The following is a 17,666-nucleotide window of genomic DNA, read 5'->3' as shown; positions in this document are numbered from 1 at the left end:
ATGACGATTAAATTTAAAGATGAAACAAATAGCAATATTAAGAACTTAAAAGAAGAATATTTCAAAGCAGCACGTGATGGTGAAGCGGCTGAAGTTGTAGAAGAAAAATATAATGAGTATATGAGTGCTTTCACTGCTAATTTAACTAACGACATTATGACTAAAGCACGTACTGAAGCAATGAACGCTACATTAGATGGTGAAATCGCTTTAAAGCGTGGAAATAACGTTTTAACTGCTAAAGAACGTCAATTCTTTACTAACTTAGTAGAAGATGAAGCAAATTTAGACACTTTCAAAGAGGAAAAATTATTACCAGAAACAACAGTTTTACGCATCTTTGAAGATATGCAACGTGAGCGACCGTTATTAGCAAAAATTAACTTCCAAGTTGCTGGTTTACGTACTCGAATTATTGTCGGTAAGCCTGAAGGTGCAGCTGTATGGGGTGAAATTTTTGGTAAAATTCAAGGTCAAATCAATGCTAACTTCACTGAGTATGCTTTCTCTCAAAATAAATTAACTGCATTTGCAGTAGTGCCGAAAGATTTATTAGAGTTTGGTCCTGAATGGGTTGAACGTTTTGTGCGTGGTCAATTAGCTGAAGCAATGGCGATTAAAATTGAAGAAGGTGTTGTATTAGGTAAAGGTTCAGGTGCTAATCAACCTTACGGATTAAACCAACAAATCACACGTGATGAAGATGGAAATATCACTGGTACTGCTGATAAAACACCAGTTGGCGAATTAACATTTGCTGACGAAAAAACTACTGTTACTGAATTAGCAAATTTAGCAACGAAATTATCATTTGATGAAAAAGGCAAACCATTAAATGTATTAGGATCAATCTCAATTGCTGTTCACCCTGCATTACAATTCTTTGTACAAGCTCAATACACTATGCTTACACCAAATGGTCAATGGGTAACTGCATTACCATACCAAATCGAAGTAGTACCATCTGAATTTGTACCTTATGGCCAAGCAATTGCTTTCGTTGGTAAACGTTACTATGCAGTTCAAACTGGCGGAGTATCAATCAAATCTTATGATCAAACATTAGCTTTAGAAGATTGCGATGTATTTATTGCTAAGCAATTTGCACATGGTTTACCTGAAGACAACAATGTATCAAATGTATACACATTAAATATTGCAGGTATGCCACCAGCACCAGAAGAAGTAACAACTGAAACACTTCCAGGAGCGTAATATAACGCTCCTTTTTTAATTCATTTAAAAGGTGGTGAATAGTATGGCGTTATTTGAAGTTGGTTTTGACTTTGAAGATTACGAAGAAAATGTAGTACTTAAAAAAGGCGAAGAAGTTGAGCGTACTGTAAAACGTGCAAATGAAATTAATGAAACGTTAAAAGAACATGGTACTGCTTTGATTCGTAAAGATGATAAGAAGTAGGTGATTAAATGATAACGAATGATCATGTAAATATTGCAAAACAAAGATTGAAGATATTTCATACTTTTGAAGATGAACATATCGAACAATTATTAAATGAATCATATGAAGATATTAAAAGTAGATGTCAGGAGTTTGATATGGATAATAATTATCAAGGTGCAACATTAGTTTATGAACGTACAAGATACGCTTATAATGACGCACTTGAATATTTTCATGAAAACTTCTTAGGTCCTATCACCTCTTTTGCATTAGACAATATGCAGGAGGTAGATTATGAGAGTGATGTATAAAGGATACACGCCACCAAAAGTAACTAATGGTGATTTGCGTGTACCTGTTACTTTTTATAAATCTATATCAGACGATGGACCATATCCAACGGTATCTACTAAAGCGGTATTCACTACCTTATGCGAACTATATGATTCAAGTTTAAAAGATATTGAAAAAATCGACACAACAAATTCTAAACACATTGTCAGCCTTAACTTTAGACATCCACATGAAGATTATAATATTGAACACTCAGATAAATTCAAAATACTTGAAGGACTGTATTCTGGTATAGAGTTTGATGTTGAACATTTTTCTACAAAAAGTGATGACAAAGAGATGTTGAAGGTTGTAGGTGTTTCATATGCCAATTAAAGTCGAAGGTTTAAGAGATCTTGAAAAACAATTAAATGTGAGATTTGGACCAGTGCATTCAAAAAGATGGATTGACAAAGCTTTATTAGAAGGTGCAAAGCACATTAAAAAAGCTATTTACGATAACTTTGATGAATTTAAAGACACTGGTAAATCTCAAAGAGAAATTACAATCAGTGATCCAATGTGGCTTAATGGCAAACGTACAATAAAGATACATTGGCGAGGTCCAAATGACAGGTACAGAATTATTCATCTTAATGAATTTGGGACAATCAAAAATCCTAATCCGAAAGGTAAAGGGGCAATTGATAGAGCAATTAGGCAATCAAGGGAAATCTATTTTAAAACTTTAAAGTCAGAAGTTGAGAGGTATATGCGATGAGAGATATTCCAATGGAAATATATGAAATCTTAATTGATGACAGAGAAGTAACTTCCTATACAGGAAAACACATTAAAATAGATAATTATCCAGAGCCAGCTTCACAATCACAACCTTATATCGTTATATCTGAAGTAGATGACACGTTACCTTACGAATACGCTGACAATGACAATTTAGCTTTGAGTTACTTAGTACAGGTCGACATATTCTGTCCTTTATCAAGTAACTATAACGCAAGAAATACATGTAAAGAATTAAGTTATTACGTATCGAGAGTTTTAAAAGAAAAATTAGGATTAGAAAATACTTCTAATGCTAAACCAGAATACGATAAAGATCTCAAAATATACCGTCGTGCGAAAAGGTACGAGGGTATTTTTTATCGACAAAATAAAGTTAATTAATAGGAGGATTATAAATGGCTAAAAATTATCATGCTACTACTGGTGTAGATGAATTTTACTATGGTGTATTAAATACCGAAAACGAAGAAACAATTGTAGGTACTGCACCTGAAAGAATTAAATTCTTACAGGAAATTTCAGTATCACAAAAACAATCTATTGAGAAAGCTTACGGGGATAACCGTGTATCTGAAATTGCAACATCAAATGGTACTGTTGAAGTTGAATCACAATTTCATAAGTTACCTGTTGAAGATCGTGTTGTACTTTTCGGCTTAGAAAAATTAGAAAACGGGTTATATGCATACGGTAATACTGATAATCCACCTTATGTAGGTGTAGTATTTGCTAAAACGCATGAAGACGGTTCTAAGGAATGGGTTGGATTACCTAAAGGTAAATTCACTAAACCAGAACAATCTAACCAAACGAAAGAAGATTCAGTTGAGTTCTCTAGTGATTCAATGACTGCTGAATTTATGGACAGAAAAGTTCAAGGATTCACTGAAGAAAAATCAGTTATCTTTGGTCGTGATGAAAAAGGTTCAACTGCCGCACGAGATGCTATCTTTATGGCAGTATTTGGTGTTGGTTATCCAACAGAAGCTTTACCAGGAGCATAACATACTAGGTACTCATTAATTTGAGTACCTTCAATCTTTTGATTGATAATTTTGCAAAATTAAGGAGATACGATGATATGAATGTAGATAAGGCGAAAGCAAAAGTATTAGAAGGTATATATGTCTATGCTGAAATACTAGTAAAGCATAAAGGCGCTACCTTAGAACGAGATAATTTAGACAGTTTAGTAAAAGCATATGCAGTTTTAAACAATCAACAAGATGAAATTGACTTCAAAAAAACATTAAAAGAAACATTTAATTTATAAAAAATAAAAAGGTAGGTATATAAACATGAAAAGAAACTTTATTAAATTAGTAAAAGACGTAAAAGACGATAAACCTGTATTTGACACTTATTTAACACCAACATTTATTCCATTTAGAAAAATGTATGATGCAGCAGATGTACAAGACGAGATTGAAAATAATAAAAGTTTAACTGAAAAACAACAGATGGATATTATGTTAGATATGGTTGTAGATATTTATAACAAACAATTCACACGTGATCAATTGTTAGATGGATTACATTCTCCTGATGCAGGTCAAGAATTAATGAGTCAAATTGAGTGGGTTGCACAAGGGAAGATGGATGAAGAAAGAAAAAAGGAACTAGCGAAGATGGTATAGAAGGTATTACTTATGCAGAACATAAAGTAAATATGAAAAAACTTATTTACAATATGATGCATGAATCAGGAAAAGATATAAACGAAATACTGGATATGCCATTTTCTTTCTTTATGGAAGTTGTAGAAGAAAAGAATAAACCTAAAAAGACAAAGTCATTAATCTCCGCATTCGGGGGTTAATGACTTTTTTATTTGTCAAATTGAAGGTAGGTGAGTAAATGGCAGAACGTATTAGAGGTTTAAGTATTGATTTAGATTTAGACGACACTGGAATAACGAGGTCTCTTGGAACAATCAAACGTTCTTTTAGGGATTTGAACAGTTCATTAAAAACAAATATGAACAATTTTAAATACACTGAAAAAAGTGTAGATAGTTATGAAAATGCGATTGAGGATTTAGGAACAACGATTAAAGGGCAACAGAAAAATGTCAGTGGTCTAAAAGCTAAAATGGATGAACTAACACAAGCAGGTAAATCACACACTGCTGAAGCATCTAAAATAAGACAAGAATACAACCGACAAGTTGATCATTTAAACATGTTAGAACGACAACTTGAAAACACATCACAAGAGTTTAAAGAATTTACACGAGAACAACAGATTGCATCAAGTAAATGGACTATCATGGGAAATCAATTAGATGCAATGGGTGATAAATTAACATCTGTTGGAGATAGAATGCGTGGGGTCGGCCAGAACTTAACAATGGGTTTAACAGTTCCATTAGCTGGTGTAGGTATTGGGGCATTAAAAGCAGCAGGTGAATATGAAGCGGCAGGCTCACAGTTCAGCCAGGTATTCGGAAAATTAGAAGGACAGGCACAATCATCACTCGATGAAATCGCTGATAAAACAGGATTATTACCAAATGCATTAAGAGGATCGTTTACTCAAATGGCGGCTTTTGCTAAAACTACTGGTGCTGACACAAAAGAAGCAATGGATTTAACATCTAGAGCAACAATGGCAGCAGCAGATAGTGCAGCATTCTATGATAAATCAATCGAGGAAACAACAGAAGCTTTACAGTCTTATTTAAAAGGAAATTATGAGAACGATGCAGCGCTTGGTATTTCATCAACAGAAACAACACGTAATGCAGCTGCCAATAAGTTATATGGTAAATCATTCGCTGAATTAAGCGAACAACAGAAACAATTAACTCTATTACAAATGGTTGAAGATGGTAATAAGTTATCTGGTGCTTTAGGACAAGCTTCAAGAGAATCAGATACTTTAGCAACTCAAACAAGTAATGTTAAAACTGCATTTCAAGATTTTTTAGCAGAATTAGGTAAGCCGATTCTTCCAAAAGCAGTAGACATACTTAAATCAATGTCTGGTGCAGTTAAAGGTGTGTCAACTTGGTTTTCTGGATTAAGTGAAGGCGCAAAAATAGCTACATTAGGTTTTGGTGGCTTTTTAGCAGCATTAGGTCCAGTTATAACTGGTGCAGGAATATTAGCAGGTTCATTAGGTTCTATTATGAAATTTGTAGCGCCATTAGGAACAGCTTTTGCTGAAGCAGGTGGACCGTTGAAATTTTTTGTAGGAAAACTAAGTGCATTAAAATCATTATTCCTTTTAATGACTGGACCTGTAGGTTTAACTGTAGCTGCGATAGTAGGTTTAGGCATAGCATTTACTGTAGCTTACAAAAAGTCTGAAACATTTAGAAATGTAGTAAATAAAGCATTATCAGGAGTTAAGAATTTAGCTATGCAAGCAGTAGGCGCAATAATGGATTTTGCTAAAGGTATAGGCGATCAGTTGCGTATTTTCTGGCAGCAAAACGGTACTGTCATAATGCAAGCAATTCGAAATATAGGTAATGTTATTAAAGTTGTTATGAATGCAATTTGGGCAGTTATGAAATTTGTATGGCCAGCAATTAAATTTTTAATAGTTTCTACTTGGGAAAATATAAAAGGCATAATTAAAGGAGCTCTTGATATTATTCTTGGAGTAATTAAAGTTTTTGCTGGACTTTTCACAGGTAATTGGAAAAAAATGTGGGAAGGCATAAAGCAAATTTTTAGAGGTGCATTAACTTTTGTATGGAACTTAGTGCAGCTTTGGTTGATTGGAAAAGTTTTAAAAGTAGCGAAACTATTTATCGGTTCGTTTAAGAATACTTTTAAACTTGGACTTGATTTTATAAAAAATAAATTTTCGACTATTTTAAATGCTATTTATAATTTTACACGCAATATATTTTTAAGATTAAGAAACTTCTTAAAAAATACTATGTATAACCTGAAAAAAATGTTTGCAACAGTGTGGCTAAACATAAAAAAACATACAACAGGAACAGTATCGAATTTATGGAAATCTGTAAAACAAATTTTCACTAATTTGTGGAATGGAACTAAAGCAATAATGTCAAAAGTAAGAAATAGTATGAGTTCCATTTGGAAATCCATAAAAAATAACACTGTTAATATGGCCTCTGGATTGTGGAAGTCAGTCAAGAAAACTTTTAACAATATGAAAAATGGACTTAAATTGATTATCGATAAAATAAAAGAACATATTTCTGGTATGACAAGTGCAGTTAAAAAAGGTGTCAATAAGTTACTTGGTGCAGTAAATAAAGTAGGCAAAAACTTAGGATTACCTAAAATTCCTGAATTACACACAGGTACTACTCATACGCATAAGAATATTGTTAAAAATGGCAAGATTGCACAAGGAACAATGGCAGTTGTAGGAGATAAAGGTAGAGGTAATGGTAAAGGTGGATTCAGAAATGAAATCATCGAATATCCTAATGGAAAAAGAGTTTTAACTCCAAATAGAGATACTACTACATTCTTACCAAAAGGCTCTAAAGTATACAGTGGAAAACAGACCCAACAAATGCTCCCTAAATTTGATTTAGGTACAGGGATAAAAAGTGGTTTAAGTTCAGCTGGATCATGGTTAAAGAATACAGCATTAGACACAGGTGTCAAAATAGCAAAAACAACAAAAGATATTATGAAAGGTTTAGGGGATGTCATGGATTATGCAAGTAATCCTGGTAAACTATTCTCTAAAATAATGTCTTTAATTGGTTTTGATGGATTCAAAAATATGAAAGGTGGATTCATTGGAGATTTTGCTAGAGGTATATTTGGCAAAATGAAAAAAGCTATCATTGACATGTTCCAAAATGGTTTTGATAGTATGATGTCAGCTGGTGGAGATGGTGGATTCTTAGACATGTCTAAGTTAAGTTATCGATATGGTAATGATCCTGCTTACTTCGCTGAAACAGGAGTTAGATGGCATAGTGGTTTAGACTTCAACTACATCAATGAACCATTACATTCAACTGTTGGTGGTCGTGTTCAAGTACCACCATTTATGGCAGGCGGATATGGTAAGTGGGTCAAAATTATCTCTGGTGCTTTAGAAGTAATTTATGCACATATGAGTAGCATTAGTGTAAAAGATGGTCAAATGATTAAACCTGGTCATAAACTAGGGATTTCTGGTAATACAGGTTTCAGTACTGGTCCTCACTTACATTACGAGATGAGAAAAAACGGAAAAGCGTTTGATCCTCTACCTTGGTTAAAGAGCAATAATGGTGCTACAAATGGGAATATTTCTAAAAATGTAGGTGCTAATGCAAAATCTTGGATTCCTATGATTAGAAAAGCAGCTGCACAAATGAAAGTAAGTCTTACAGGAAATGATGTAAGTGCAATTGTTGCTCAGATTCATCGTGAATCTGGTGGTAATCAAAATATTGTTCAATCATCAGCAGTTTGGGATATAAACACGGCATCAGGAAATCCAGCTCAAGGACTATTACAATATATCCCGCAAACATTTAGAGCATATGCAGTGAAAGGTCATGGAAACATCAGAAGTGGTTATGATCAATTGCTTGCATTCTTCAATAACTCTAACTGGAGACGTGATAATCCTGGTGGTCGTTCTGGTTGGGGTCCAACAGGTAGAAGAAGATTTGCAACAGGTGGCTTAATCAATAACGCTGGTTGGTACAACATTGCTGAGGGTGGTTATCCTGAATGGGTAATTCCAACAGATCCTAAAAGACGTAGTGAAGCAATGAGTATGATTGCTATGGCTGCAAATCAGATTCAAGGTAATAAAACGATTGGAAACAAACGACCTAGTCAATTAGGTGCTATTGGTGGAAATGATGAAGCGATGATACAGATGTTACAAGCACAACAACAACAGATTGCATTACTAACTCAATTAGTTACTAGTAACCAAGAGATAGCAGAAAAAGATTATCAACCATCTATTAAAAAACAAGATTTTATTTATCAAGTGGAAGAGGCAGTAAATATAATAAACAGAAAAACAGGAAGACATAAACAATTTAAACCAGCTACGTTATAGGAGGTTTTTAAAATAGATAATACTACAGTAATTATTAATAATAAAAAACTTCCGTGGCTGATAGTACAAAGAGGGTTTAAAATACCCTCTTTTAATTTTGCTACAGAAGTTGAAAAAATACCTGGTAGAGACGGTGGAGTTTTAAAGAACAGAGAGTTAAATCATTATGAATTTGATTTACCTTTATATGCATTAAATGACTCTATTCATGGAGAGAAAAATCATGATGAGATATTAAATGAATTAGTAAGGTTATTTGATTATGACAAACCGGTAAAGCTTAAGTTATCAAGTAAGAACTGGTATTGGTATGCAATGTTCGATGGTCCATTTGAAATAGATATGACTAAAGATGGATTTATCGAATTTTCAGTAAAGGTCATATTATTAGATCCTTATAAGTATTCAGATACAGAATATACATCGCCAGCTTATCAAGATCAAATAGCAGTTAAGAATGATGGTACTGCAAAGACATATCCGATTATTGAAGCAACTGCAATTAAAGATTCAACAATGTTTATGATTACGAGAGCAGACGAGGATTATTTTCAAGTAGGCGAACCAGAAAGTGCTAATAATGAAACAAAAGATTTAAACCCAATTTTAGTTAAATCAACAGGTAATACATTGAGTGGTTGGCAATATGAAACACAAGGGAAAATTATCTCAAACAATGAGGGCTCAGCATTGGCAAACGGTGTAGCAGAATCGAATGGTTATTCTATAGGTGCAAAAAGCTTTGGAACAAGAGATAACAAGGGGTGGTACGGACCTGCATTAAGACGTTCTTTACCTCATACAGTCAATGACTTTACAGTAACTGCTGATATGAAAGTTTTTGATCAAGAAAAAGGAAAATCAAGTGTCGGCAAAGTGATGACACATTTGTATGATGAAATGAACAACGTTGTTTGTACTTTTGGATTATATGATGCAACAGGTAGTAAAAATAATATCAGGGCTTGGTTTGGTATCTATAATGAATTTGGAGAACGTTATGAAATATATGATAGTGCAGGTAATTATGCATTCGATGATCATTATATATATTTAAGTGTTTCAAGGAAAAATAACATGTGGACATTTAAAACTTGGCATTACTATACAGACAGTAGAGGTAAAAGGAAAATCACATCAAGAATGAATAAAGTTTATAGTGATCGTGGTGCAATTTATTCTAAACCTATTGCACAAGTTGGATTTCAAATATCCAGACATACACATTTTGAAGTACAACAAGCAAGGATAAACGAAATTAAATTCCAAGAACATTTAGCAGGCAACGAAATACCTTACATTGTTAAAGCAGGCGAAGTTGTTTACATAGATATGAATCAGGAATTTGTAACTATTGACAATGAACCAGCATTACAACATAAAGCTTTTGGTAGTGATTACTTTTATGTTGATAAAGGGATAACTGAATTATTCGTATTGCCTCAAGGTTATTTTGATACAACGGTTACTTGGGTTAATAGATTCTTATAGGGAGGTGATGAATATTTGATACATGTAATTGATTTTGAAGGAAATGTTATTGATTTCTTTGGAAAGGGAAATGATGCAATTTTAAGTGCGAATTATGAAAGAAAAAATGATGAGGGTACTGAATCAGAAATACTTACATTAGTTATATCTACTAAAGCTTCAGAACACATGCAAGAGTATAGAAGATTATTAATTCAAGATGAAACTGAAGCATATAGAGAATTTGTTATTGAACGATGCGAAAAAGAGAACAACGGATATTCAGTAATTGAAGCTACTGCATCGTATTTTATAGATATTGCAAAAGCTAGAAGTATTGCAAAGGGTACTCTTGAAAAGATGACCTTAAAGGAAATGGTATACAACGTTTTACGTGGCACAGGCTGGGAATTAGGAAATGTTGATTGGTCTGGTGTAAAAACAATATCATGGGATGCTGAAAGAACACCATATGAATTACTCAAACAAATCTGTACTGCATTTGATGTGGAAATTGATTTCACCTATGAAATGAATGATAAAGGTATAAACAGAAGATTAGTGCATCTATATAAGAAAAAAGCACTTTTTAAAGGTAAAGAAATCAAAAAGGGCAAGGATTTATTAAGTCTTAAAAGAATATCAGATGCTACAGAAGTTGTAACAGCAGTAATCGCATTAGGACCAGAAAAAGAAGATGGTAGTAGGTTAAGAATTGAAGTTACAGATGATAATGCACAGTCACAATTTGGCATTGATAAACGTTATATCTGGGGTATATATGAGCCAGAATCAGAAGATGCAACAATGACAAGTGCAAGACTTACATCATTAGCTAAAACACATCTAAGTAAGATAAGTAAGGTAAATGTATCATATGAAGTTGATGCACTTGATATTAGAAAACATTCTCCTCATGAAGTGACACGATTTGGTGATATTGCACGTATAAAAGACAGAGATTTCACACCACCATTATATGCAGAAGCGGAAGTAACAGGTATTGCACATGATTTAATTTCAGATGAACGTAAATACACTTTTGGTACACCTAAAGAGTATTTAGAAAGCGATTTAAGAAGATACTTTACTGAAAGATTAGCGATGTTACAACAAATGATGAAAGACGATATTCTAAACATTGATCAGATTATGGAGAAAGTCGTTGTTACAGTTGATACAAAAATTGAAGAAACAATTACCACAGGTGCAACACCACCAGATACACCAGTAACAGGACAACTTTGGTATGACACATCAAATCCTAACAATGCAGTATTAAGAGAATATCAAGATGGAGAATGGGTTAATAGCACGACTGAAAACCCTGAAGACATCGGCACATTATCAAGAGCGCAAATATTATATAGAGAATTACAACTTAGATACAATGTAACGTTAGAACAAAATAACTTATTAAATGAACAATACAACAAAGTATTAAATGACCAATATTTAACTGACCAATCAATAAAAGATGCACTTACTCAAGCTTATTTAGATGCACAAGCAAAGTATAATGCTGCAACTAGTGAATTTGGTTTAATCACTGAAGATGCTGCAACAAACTTAAATATATTGCCTATTCAAACCGCAGTAATTAATTACTATACATCTGTTAATGAATTAGCTAAACAATTACAATTAGCGCAGAAATCAATTCAAGATAGATTGGCATTGCTTCAATCACAATATACAGATGAGAAAGTAAAACAGATATTTAGTGAAATAGCTTCATCTACTGGATTAACATATGATGAAGCAACAAACACCTTAACAGGTGCAGTTGGTATTACTGATCAGCAAGTAACTGATATTAGTAATAAGGTACAAGAAAATTTGGCTGGTCAATATGTAACAACAACCAAATATAGTGCTGACCAGCAAGGAATAGTAACGGACTTACAAAATCAACGTTCATCATTGGAACAAATGAGTAGTCAAATTGATTTAGAAGTTTCTGATAGTAAGTTGAATACGACTATGAAAACACTAACTGAAGCGGTATCAGCATTACAATTATTAGCTGACGGTATCACTATGACAAGTGGAGAAGATGGTATTATATCAAGTGTTTCCTTAATTCCTGGAAGTTATCTAGTAAAATCAGATAAAATTCAACTTGTTGGAGATGTATACATGCAAGATGGTCTGGTACGTGTATCGGATTTGAAAATTGGTGGAGAAGATAAAACAGGTAGAATTGAAATTAAAAATGCTGCTAATGAAGTATTCTTTGGGCTTGATACTGAACAAGCTGCAGCATCTGAACTTTCAATTGGTACTTTAAGAGTAGAAAAGATAGTAAATAATGATATTGTTACTCAATCATCTGAAAACATGACTTTCTATGTTTCTAACATTGGAGATAATGAAAATGATGGTTTAACTTTAGATACTGCATTCGCAACGGTTGAACGAGCATTACAAGAAATCCCTATTGTATATAACGGTGAATGTACAATATATTTAAGAACGTTAGACAGCGCAGAAGTAGTAGAAGTTAAGGGTTTCATGGGTAAAGGTAAAATAACTTTTGCAGGAGTAGCTTCAACAGGCTCACCATCTGTAGGACAGATTAGGAACTCTGTCGCTTTTAGGTTTGCTGGTAACACTATAGATAACTATATACAAAACATATTTATAGAAACCGAAAGTGGCACGAGTGGTATAAATGTAAATGGCGCAAGTGTTAATGCTGTAAACGTAAATGTAAATGGTACTGGCGGTGGTGAACAAGCAGTAGTTGTATCACGAAATAGTTATTTTGAATGGCGTGGTGGAGAAGCAACAAACGTTTCTCGCGGAATGACTTGTCAAAGTGGATCTAATGCCTATTTAAGAGATGTAGATATATATTCAAATGATTTTGGAATCGTTGCTGCCTATGCTTCGCAAGTAGAAGCAAGTAATGTGAAAATTAAATCGACTACTGCAACTAATGCATTTGCTGGTTCATTTATTAGTGGTTCGATAACGAATATGACAACTACATCCACAACACCAGTTGCACCACCACCTACAATTAAGACAGTAACACTTACCAGTAATTCAGCAGGACATTATTATAAGAATTATAATAATTTGGGATGGAATGGTACGTTTATGAAAGGTTATCCTATTCAGGGTACATGGAATCCTTATGGCGAACGAATGGGGTTTTGGTTCTTTGGTAATCAATTTGACCGATTCGTTGGAAAAACTATCAAAAAAGTTAGAGTTTATATTGGTCGATCATCAACTAATATGCAAGGGGATATCGGTAGTAGGAAAGCTACTCTGCGAATGCATACTTATGCTTCAAAACCAAGTACGACTCCTGCAACAAGTAATGCTACTGACTCTAAAGCGATTATGTTAGAGATGGGTGAAAGTAAGTGGGTTGATGTTACATCTATTTTTGGCTCAATGATAAATAAATCATCATGGAAAGGATTCGCAGTAAATACTGATAGTTCAAGTGTTTATGAGTATATGGCAATGAAACCGACATTAAAAGTGGAGGTGACTTATGTTGTATAAAGCAGTTCTGTATAATGAAGAAAATAAAGCTATGAGTTAAATCATTTCACAAAAAAAGATAATGGTGATGGTAGTTTTGACTACAAATTCACACCTTATAATGGAGATCCATATATTATTGGTGGTTGTTTTTTAAAACTTGCTATTTTTGATGATGAAGTACAAGTTGAAGAAAATGATGTTGTGACAGATCATTTAACTAAAAAATATGACGAAACACCTTTTATTTTTGTAGATGATCCAAAACAAATTATTGAAGCACAACAGAAATACATTATTGCATTAGAAGAAAAATCATTATTATTACAAAATGAATTAAATAAACTTAGGGGATTAGCATAAGCTGGTCCTTTTTTTCTGGAGGAAATTATATGAGTATTGATAAGATTCAAGACTTAACCGTTGATATTATTAAAGATAATAATATAGTCGATACTGCTACTAAACGTACATTCTATTCGCAAGATAAAGAAACAGCAATTATACGTTTTCAAGTGCGAGAAAATGGTGAAGAATTTGATTTTTCAGCTATGCAAGGTATTAGTACTACAGTAGCAATTAGAACTGCTGATAGATCACTTTTCACTTTATCTTCAAACATAGTAGATCCTGAAAAAGGTATAGTTGAAGTTGTAATACCTCAAGATGTACTTTTACATGCTGGTCAAGCTGAAGGTGAATTGTATATTGATAGTGGTACAAAGAGAAATGCTACAGTACAATTCTCATTCAGAATAAAATTATCTTTAATTGATAAAGAAGTCCTCACTACACCTCAAGAAATAGCATCAATCGAAAATATTGCTAGGACAGTAATTGAAGACATGCAAGTAAATAATGTTGATCTTACAAACTATTACACTAAATCTGAATCAGATATAAAATACGCTTTAAAAGACGAAGTAGTAAATGGAACAACTGATTTAACTGGTTATGATAAGACTTCCACTTTAGATACTAAATACGCACCAATCACACATACTCATGATGAATACTTAACACAAAATGATGGTGATGGATTATATTCTAAAGTTACTCATACGCACAGTGCGACAGATATAGGCACTTACACTAAGTCTGAAATAGACGATAAGATTGCTACAGCACAATCAGGTGGAACAGTTGATTTATCGTCTTATCTAAAGTCATCAGATGCTAGTACAACTTATGCATCTAAGGTACACACGCATACTATTGGTGATATTTCTAATTTACAAGTTACCCTTGACGGCAAAGCGTTATCAACTCATAATCACGACTCGACATATATTAAAATCGCAACGGGTCAAAACTACAAGTTATATGCTGATGATGGAACTGTACCAATTACATCTACAGTTGATTTAAATAATATTGATGCTAAAATCACGAAATCTGGAACATATTACATCACTACAGCAATGAACGTACCAGCAGGCGCTCCAACTTTAGCATTATGGTTAAAATACGATGTAAGACAAGATAAGACGTACAGAAAAATGACAATCCTATCTTATTCTACAAATGAAGCATGGACACGTACCATGAATAATAACGTTTGGACATCCTGGACTAAAATTGCGATAGATGAATCAAAGTTTGCATTATCTACACATTCACACGCTATTTCAAATATAACGAACTTACAATCAATATTAGACGGTAAACTTACAAAAGCACAGGCAGATACGTACTACGCAAAGATTGGCAGTGCTGGAAGTGATGGAACGACTGTTGTAGATGACAAAAATAAAGTTAATGTGAATGCTAAATTCGGATTTGTTGGTGACGGTGTAACTGATAATTATCAAGCTTTCAAAGATATGATTGCATTCAACAAATTAAATCCTGAAGTAAAACTTGAATTTGACGGACAGTATAATGGACAACGTGCAAAATATCGTGTTGATAGATACGTGACTATCGCAAACATTGAGGGTAGTTATGCATCAGGTTCACCTACACATATGGTGTGGGAAGGTCGCATGGTCCACCTAATCACAAATGGTGCATTATTTATTAATATGCCTATGAATGGATTTACTAAAACTAAAGCATTCACTAGTGGTGGGTGGCATTATGCAAAAGAAGAGCCGATTACATTATTTAATTTTGAAAAGGTTCAATCAGTTATAGGGGATAATCTTTATATTGATGGCGAAAATTACAAACTTAAATTTCAGACTGGATTCACTTCTAAAGAGGGCGAGAACGCTAAATGGTCAGCGGATAATCTTCCTTTAGCAGAAGGACGTGGCCACGGTATTGTATTAGGTGGTTCAACAAATATAGCTTTCAGAAATGTTTCATCTATTAACCAGGTTGTAGATGGCATTGCAGTAGCTTTTTATGCTGATTATGCAAAAATGGAAGCGACACAATCATCTAACGTTAGCATTACAAACGTTACGACGAATGGTAATGGACGTCTTGGTATTTCTGGGTTAGGTGCGTGTAATGGTCATATCACTAACTTTATTTCTGAATATAACGGAATGAACAAGAATGCAGATGGAATGTATATCAGTTCAAGCCCTGCGGCCGGTTTCGACTTTGAACCGCATCATAGTCCAATTTCGACTGATAACAATACGCCACCAACTTATAAGGTTGAAGATTGGAATGGTAACTTTGTTATCGAGAATGCACGCATCAGATATAATTCGGGCACACAAATCGCATGTACTTCAACATTATTGACACGTAACGTTATTATTCAAAGAGCAACAGTCAGACCACCAAAAGGTCGTACAGGAGACCACCTATTAATTCAAGCATCCTTACAAAACTGTAAATTTATCGACTGTGATATTGACGGTAAATTAGCAGATGGTAAATTGTCGCGAGTAGTATTTTATGGTGCTGGATATGTTTCTGAATCAACTGGAGTTATAACAGGTCAACCGGCTAATGTATGGAGTGAAGTTGTAGGTGGACGCTGGGCTAACGTTGAACCGTGGGTAAATACTAACGGTAATACGACTTACAATGAAATTCCAACGGGACAATATGGACTTCATAACATTTCATTTACTGGATTAGTTATGGATAACGTATTATTCACTTTGAGAACGATTAGACGTTTCAACTTCTTAAATGTTGTAATGAACTATCCATCAGACAGTGTTGTCAATAAATTGATTATCTGGAACGCTAACATGAAGGACGTTGTTATGATCAACAGAAAATCAACGAACATTACACTCGATTTAGGAAACGGAGATACACAGTCGAATTTTGAAAATTTAAGATTGACATCAAATAAATTCGATTTTGCATCTGGTACTAAGAAGTATAAAACAGCAGTCATCTCGAATGAAGCGATGGACGTCTATGACTATACAAGAGCTATGGAATATATGTTAGGCAACGGAACTACACCGATACCGCCTGATGACACTACAGCACCTAATCCACCGACAGTTAATACTGTTTACACAGATTCTACGACTATCACAGGTACGGCAGAAGCTAACAGTACGATCACAGTATTATTCAATGGTGGTAACGCAACTACTGCTACAACAAATAGTAGTGGTAACTGGACAGTTACGAAACCAGGTGCAGTAACATTAACTGCCGGAATGAGTATCAACGTAACTACTAAAGATGCTGCTAATAATATTTCTAATGCAACGACAGTAACTGTCCAAGCAGTCCAAACAGGTACGGGTGGAAACTTATGGCCGACAACATCATTTGATTATACCAACAAGACAATTCCTCAATTAGGTGGAAGTGGCAGTAAGTTAGTTGTCAACCCAGTGTTCACTGTATCAAACAATGAGGCTCAAGCTTTAGACATGTCAGGAAGCGGTGATACTATTACTTTTGCTGCTAAAGCAGGCACAAGCAAATACGGAATATTCACTTTAGAACCGAATAAACAGTATACTATTCGAGTTAAGGCTACAGATACAATTGCAAATGCTTCAGATTTAGTAACTATGATTTCGACAACAGATGCAAATTACATCTGGCCAAATCCTCGAGTAGTGGATATAACATTTACAACTGGAAGTGACGGTAAATTTGGTTATGACTTCAATGGTGTCACTTATGGCGAAGCAACTTCATCATTTGTGTTCCATAGAGCAAATGGTGGTAAAGACTCAGCTACGACATATAAAATCTGGTTAAATCCAGGTGCTACAAGTACGGCGACATGGAGTAGTTAAAAAAATACCCAACCTCTAACTTTAAT

Annotated in this window: 15 protein-coding genes; all 15 read left to right on the top strand. The window is 34.0% G+C overall.

Annotated elements, in window-relative coordinates; all coding sequences use genetic code 11:
• The 15 genes from BFS35_RS12150 (at position 1) to BFS35_RS12095 (ending at position 17,640) form a co-directional block, all read left to right on the top strand.
• Positions 1-1,215, top strand: a complete 1,215-nt coding sequence (locus BFS35_RS12150; protein ID WP_099576860.1) for a phage major capsid protein — start codon at positions 1-3, stop codon at positions 1,213-1,215.
• A gap of 43 nt (positions 1,216-1,258) precedes the next feature.
• Positions 1,259-1,420, top strand: coding sequence for a hypothetical protein (locus BFS35_RS13915; protein WP_099576862.1), 162 nt, complete (start codon positions 1,259-1,261; stop codon positions 1,418-1,420).
• Positions 1,421-1,428: 8 nt separating this feature from the next.
• Complete coding sequence (locus tag BFS35_RS12145) at positions 1,429-1,716, top strand: hypothetical protein (RefSeq protein ID WP_099576864.1); 288 nt, start codon at positions 1,429-1,431, stop codon at positions 1,714-1,716.
• Entirely contained in the window at positions 1,700-2,074 is a 375-nt protein-coding gene (locus BFS35_RS12140) for a hypothetical protein (protein ID WP_099576866.1), read from the top strand. The genes BFS35_RS12145 and BFS35_RS12140 overlap by 17 nt, the downstream gene beginning before the upstream one ends.
• Positions 2,064-2,459 carry a hypothetical protein gene (locus BFS35_RS12135; protein WP_099576868.1) on the top strand — a complete coding sequence of 132 codons (396 nt, stop codon included), beginning with the start codon at positions 2,064-2,066 and terminating at the stop codon, positions 2,457-2,459. Before BFS35_RS12140 ends, BFS35_RS12135 begins: the two co-directional genes overlap by 11 nt.
• A complete protein-coding gene (locus BFS35_RS12130) occupies positions 2,456-2,866 on the top strand; it encodes a hypothetical protein (protein WP_099576870.1) in 411 nt (136 codons plus the stop codon). The genes BFS35_RS12135 and BFS35_RS12130 overlap by 4 nt, the downstream gene beginning before the upstream one ends.
• A 14-nt stretch (positions 2,867-2,880) precedes the next feature.
• Positions 2,881-3,489, top strand: coding sequence for a major tail protein (locus tag BFS35_RS12125; protein ID WP_099576872.1), 609 nt, complete (start codon positions 2,881-2,883; stop codon positions 3,487-3,489).
• Positions 3,490-3,566: 77 nt separating this feature from the next.
• On the top strand, positions 3,567-3,758 hold the full coding sequence (locus BFS35_RS12120) for a hypothetical protein (protein WP_099576873.1): 192 nt from the start codon (positions 3,567-3,569) through the stop codon (positions 3,756-3,758).
• A 25-nt stretch (positions 3,759-3,783) separates the two neighbouring features.
• Positions 3,784-4,122 carry a phage tail assembly chaperone G gene (gene gpG, locus BFS35_RS12115; protein ID WP_099576875.1) on the top strand — a complete coding sequence of 113 codons (339 nt, stop codon included), beginning with the start codon at positions 3,784-3,786 and terminating at the stop codon, positions 4,120-4,122.
• 32 nt (positions 4,123-4,154) lie between these two features.
• The gene (gene gpGT / locus BFS35_RS13830) at positions 4,155-4,304 is read left to right on the top strand and encodes a phage tail assembly chaperone GT (protein ID WP_158554317.1); all 150 of its coding nucleotides are present in this window, start codon (positions 4,155-4,157) and stop codon (positions 4,302-4,304) included.
• 38 nt (positions 4,305-4,342) lie between these two features.
• On the top strand, positions 4,343-8,491 hold the full coding sequence (locus BFS35_RS14175) for a peptidoglycan DD-metalloendopeptidase family protein (RefSeq protein ID WP_099576877.1): 4,149 nt from the start codon (positions 4,343-4,345) through the stop codon (positions 8,489-8,491).
• 12 nt (positions 8,492-8,503) lie between these two features.
• Positions 8,504-9,982, top strand: coding sequence for a phage distal tail protein (locus BFS35_RS12105; RefSeq protein WP_099576880.1), 1,479 nt, complete (start codon positions 8,504-8,506; stop codon positions 9,980-9,982).
• 15 nt (positions 9,983-9,997) lie between these two features.
• The gene (locus BFS35_RS12100; protein ID WP_099576882.1) at positions 9,998-13,483 is read left to right on the top strand and encodes a phage tail spike protein; all 3,486 of its coding nucleotides are present in this window, start codon (positions 9,998-10,000) and stop codon (positions 13,481-13,483) included.
• A 183-nt stretch (positions 13,484-13,666) separates the two neighbouring features.
• Positions 13,667-13,825 (top strand): hypothetical protein, encoded by a 159-nt coding sequence (locus BFS35_RS13820; protein ID WP_158554316.1) that lies wholly within the window; start codon positions 13,667-13,669, stop codon positions 13,823-13,825.
• Positions 13,826-13,854: 29 nt separating this feature from the next.
• Complete coding sequence (locus BFS35_RS12095; protein ID WP_099576884.1) at positions 13,855-17,640, top strand: BppU family phage baseplate upper protein; 3,786 nt, start codon at positions 13,855-13,857, stop codon at positions 17,638-17,640.
• Positions 17,641-17,666 lie beyond the last annotated feature (26 nt).

The sequence above is a fragment of the Macrococcoides goetzii genome, from assembly GCF_002742385.2.
Taxonomy (GTDB): Bacteria; Bacillota; Bacilli; order Staphylococcales; family Staphylococcaceae; genus Macrococcoides; species Macrococcoides goetzii.
This window is presented reverse-complemented; position numbering and strand designations above follow the sequence as displayed.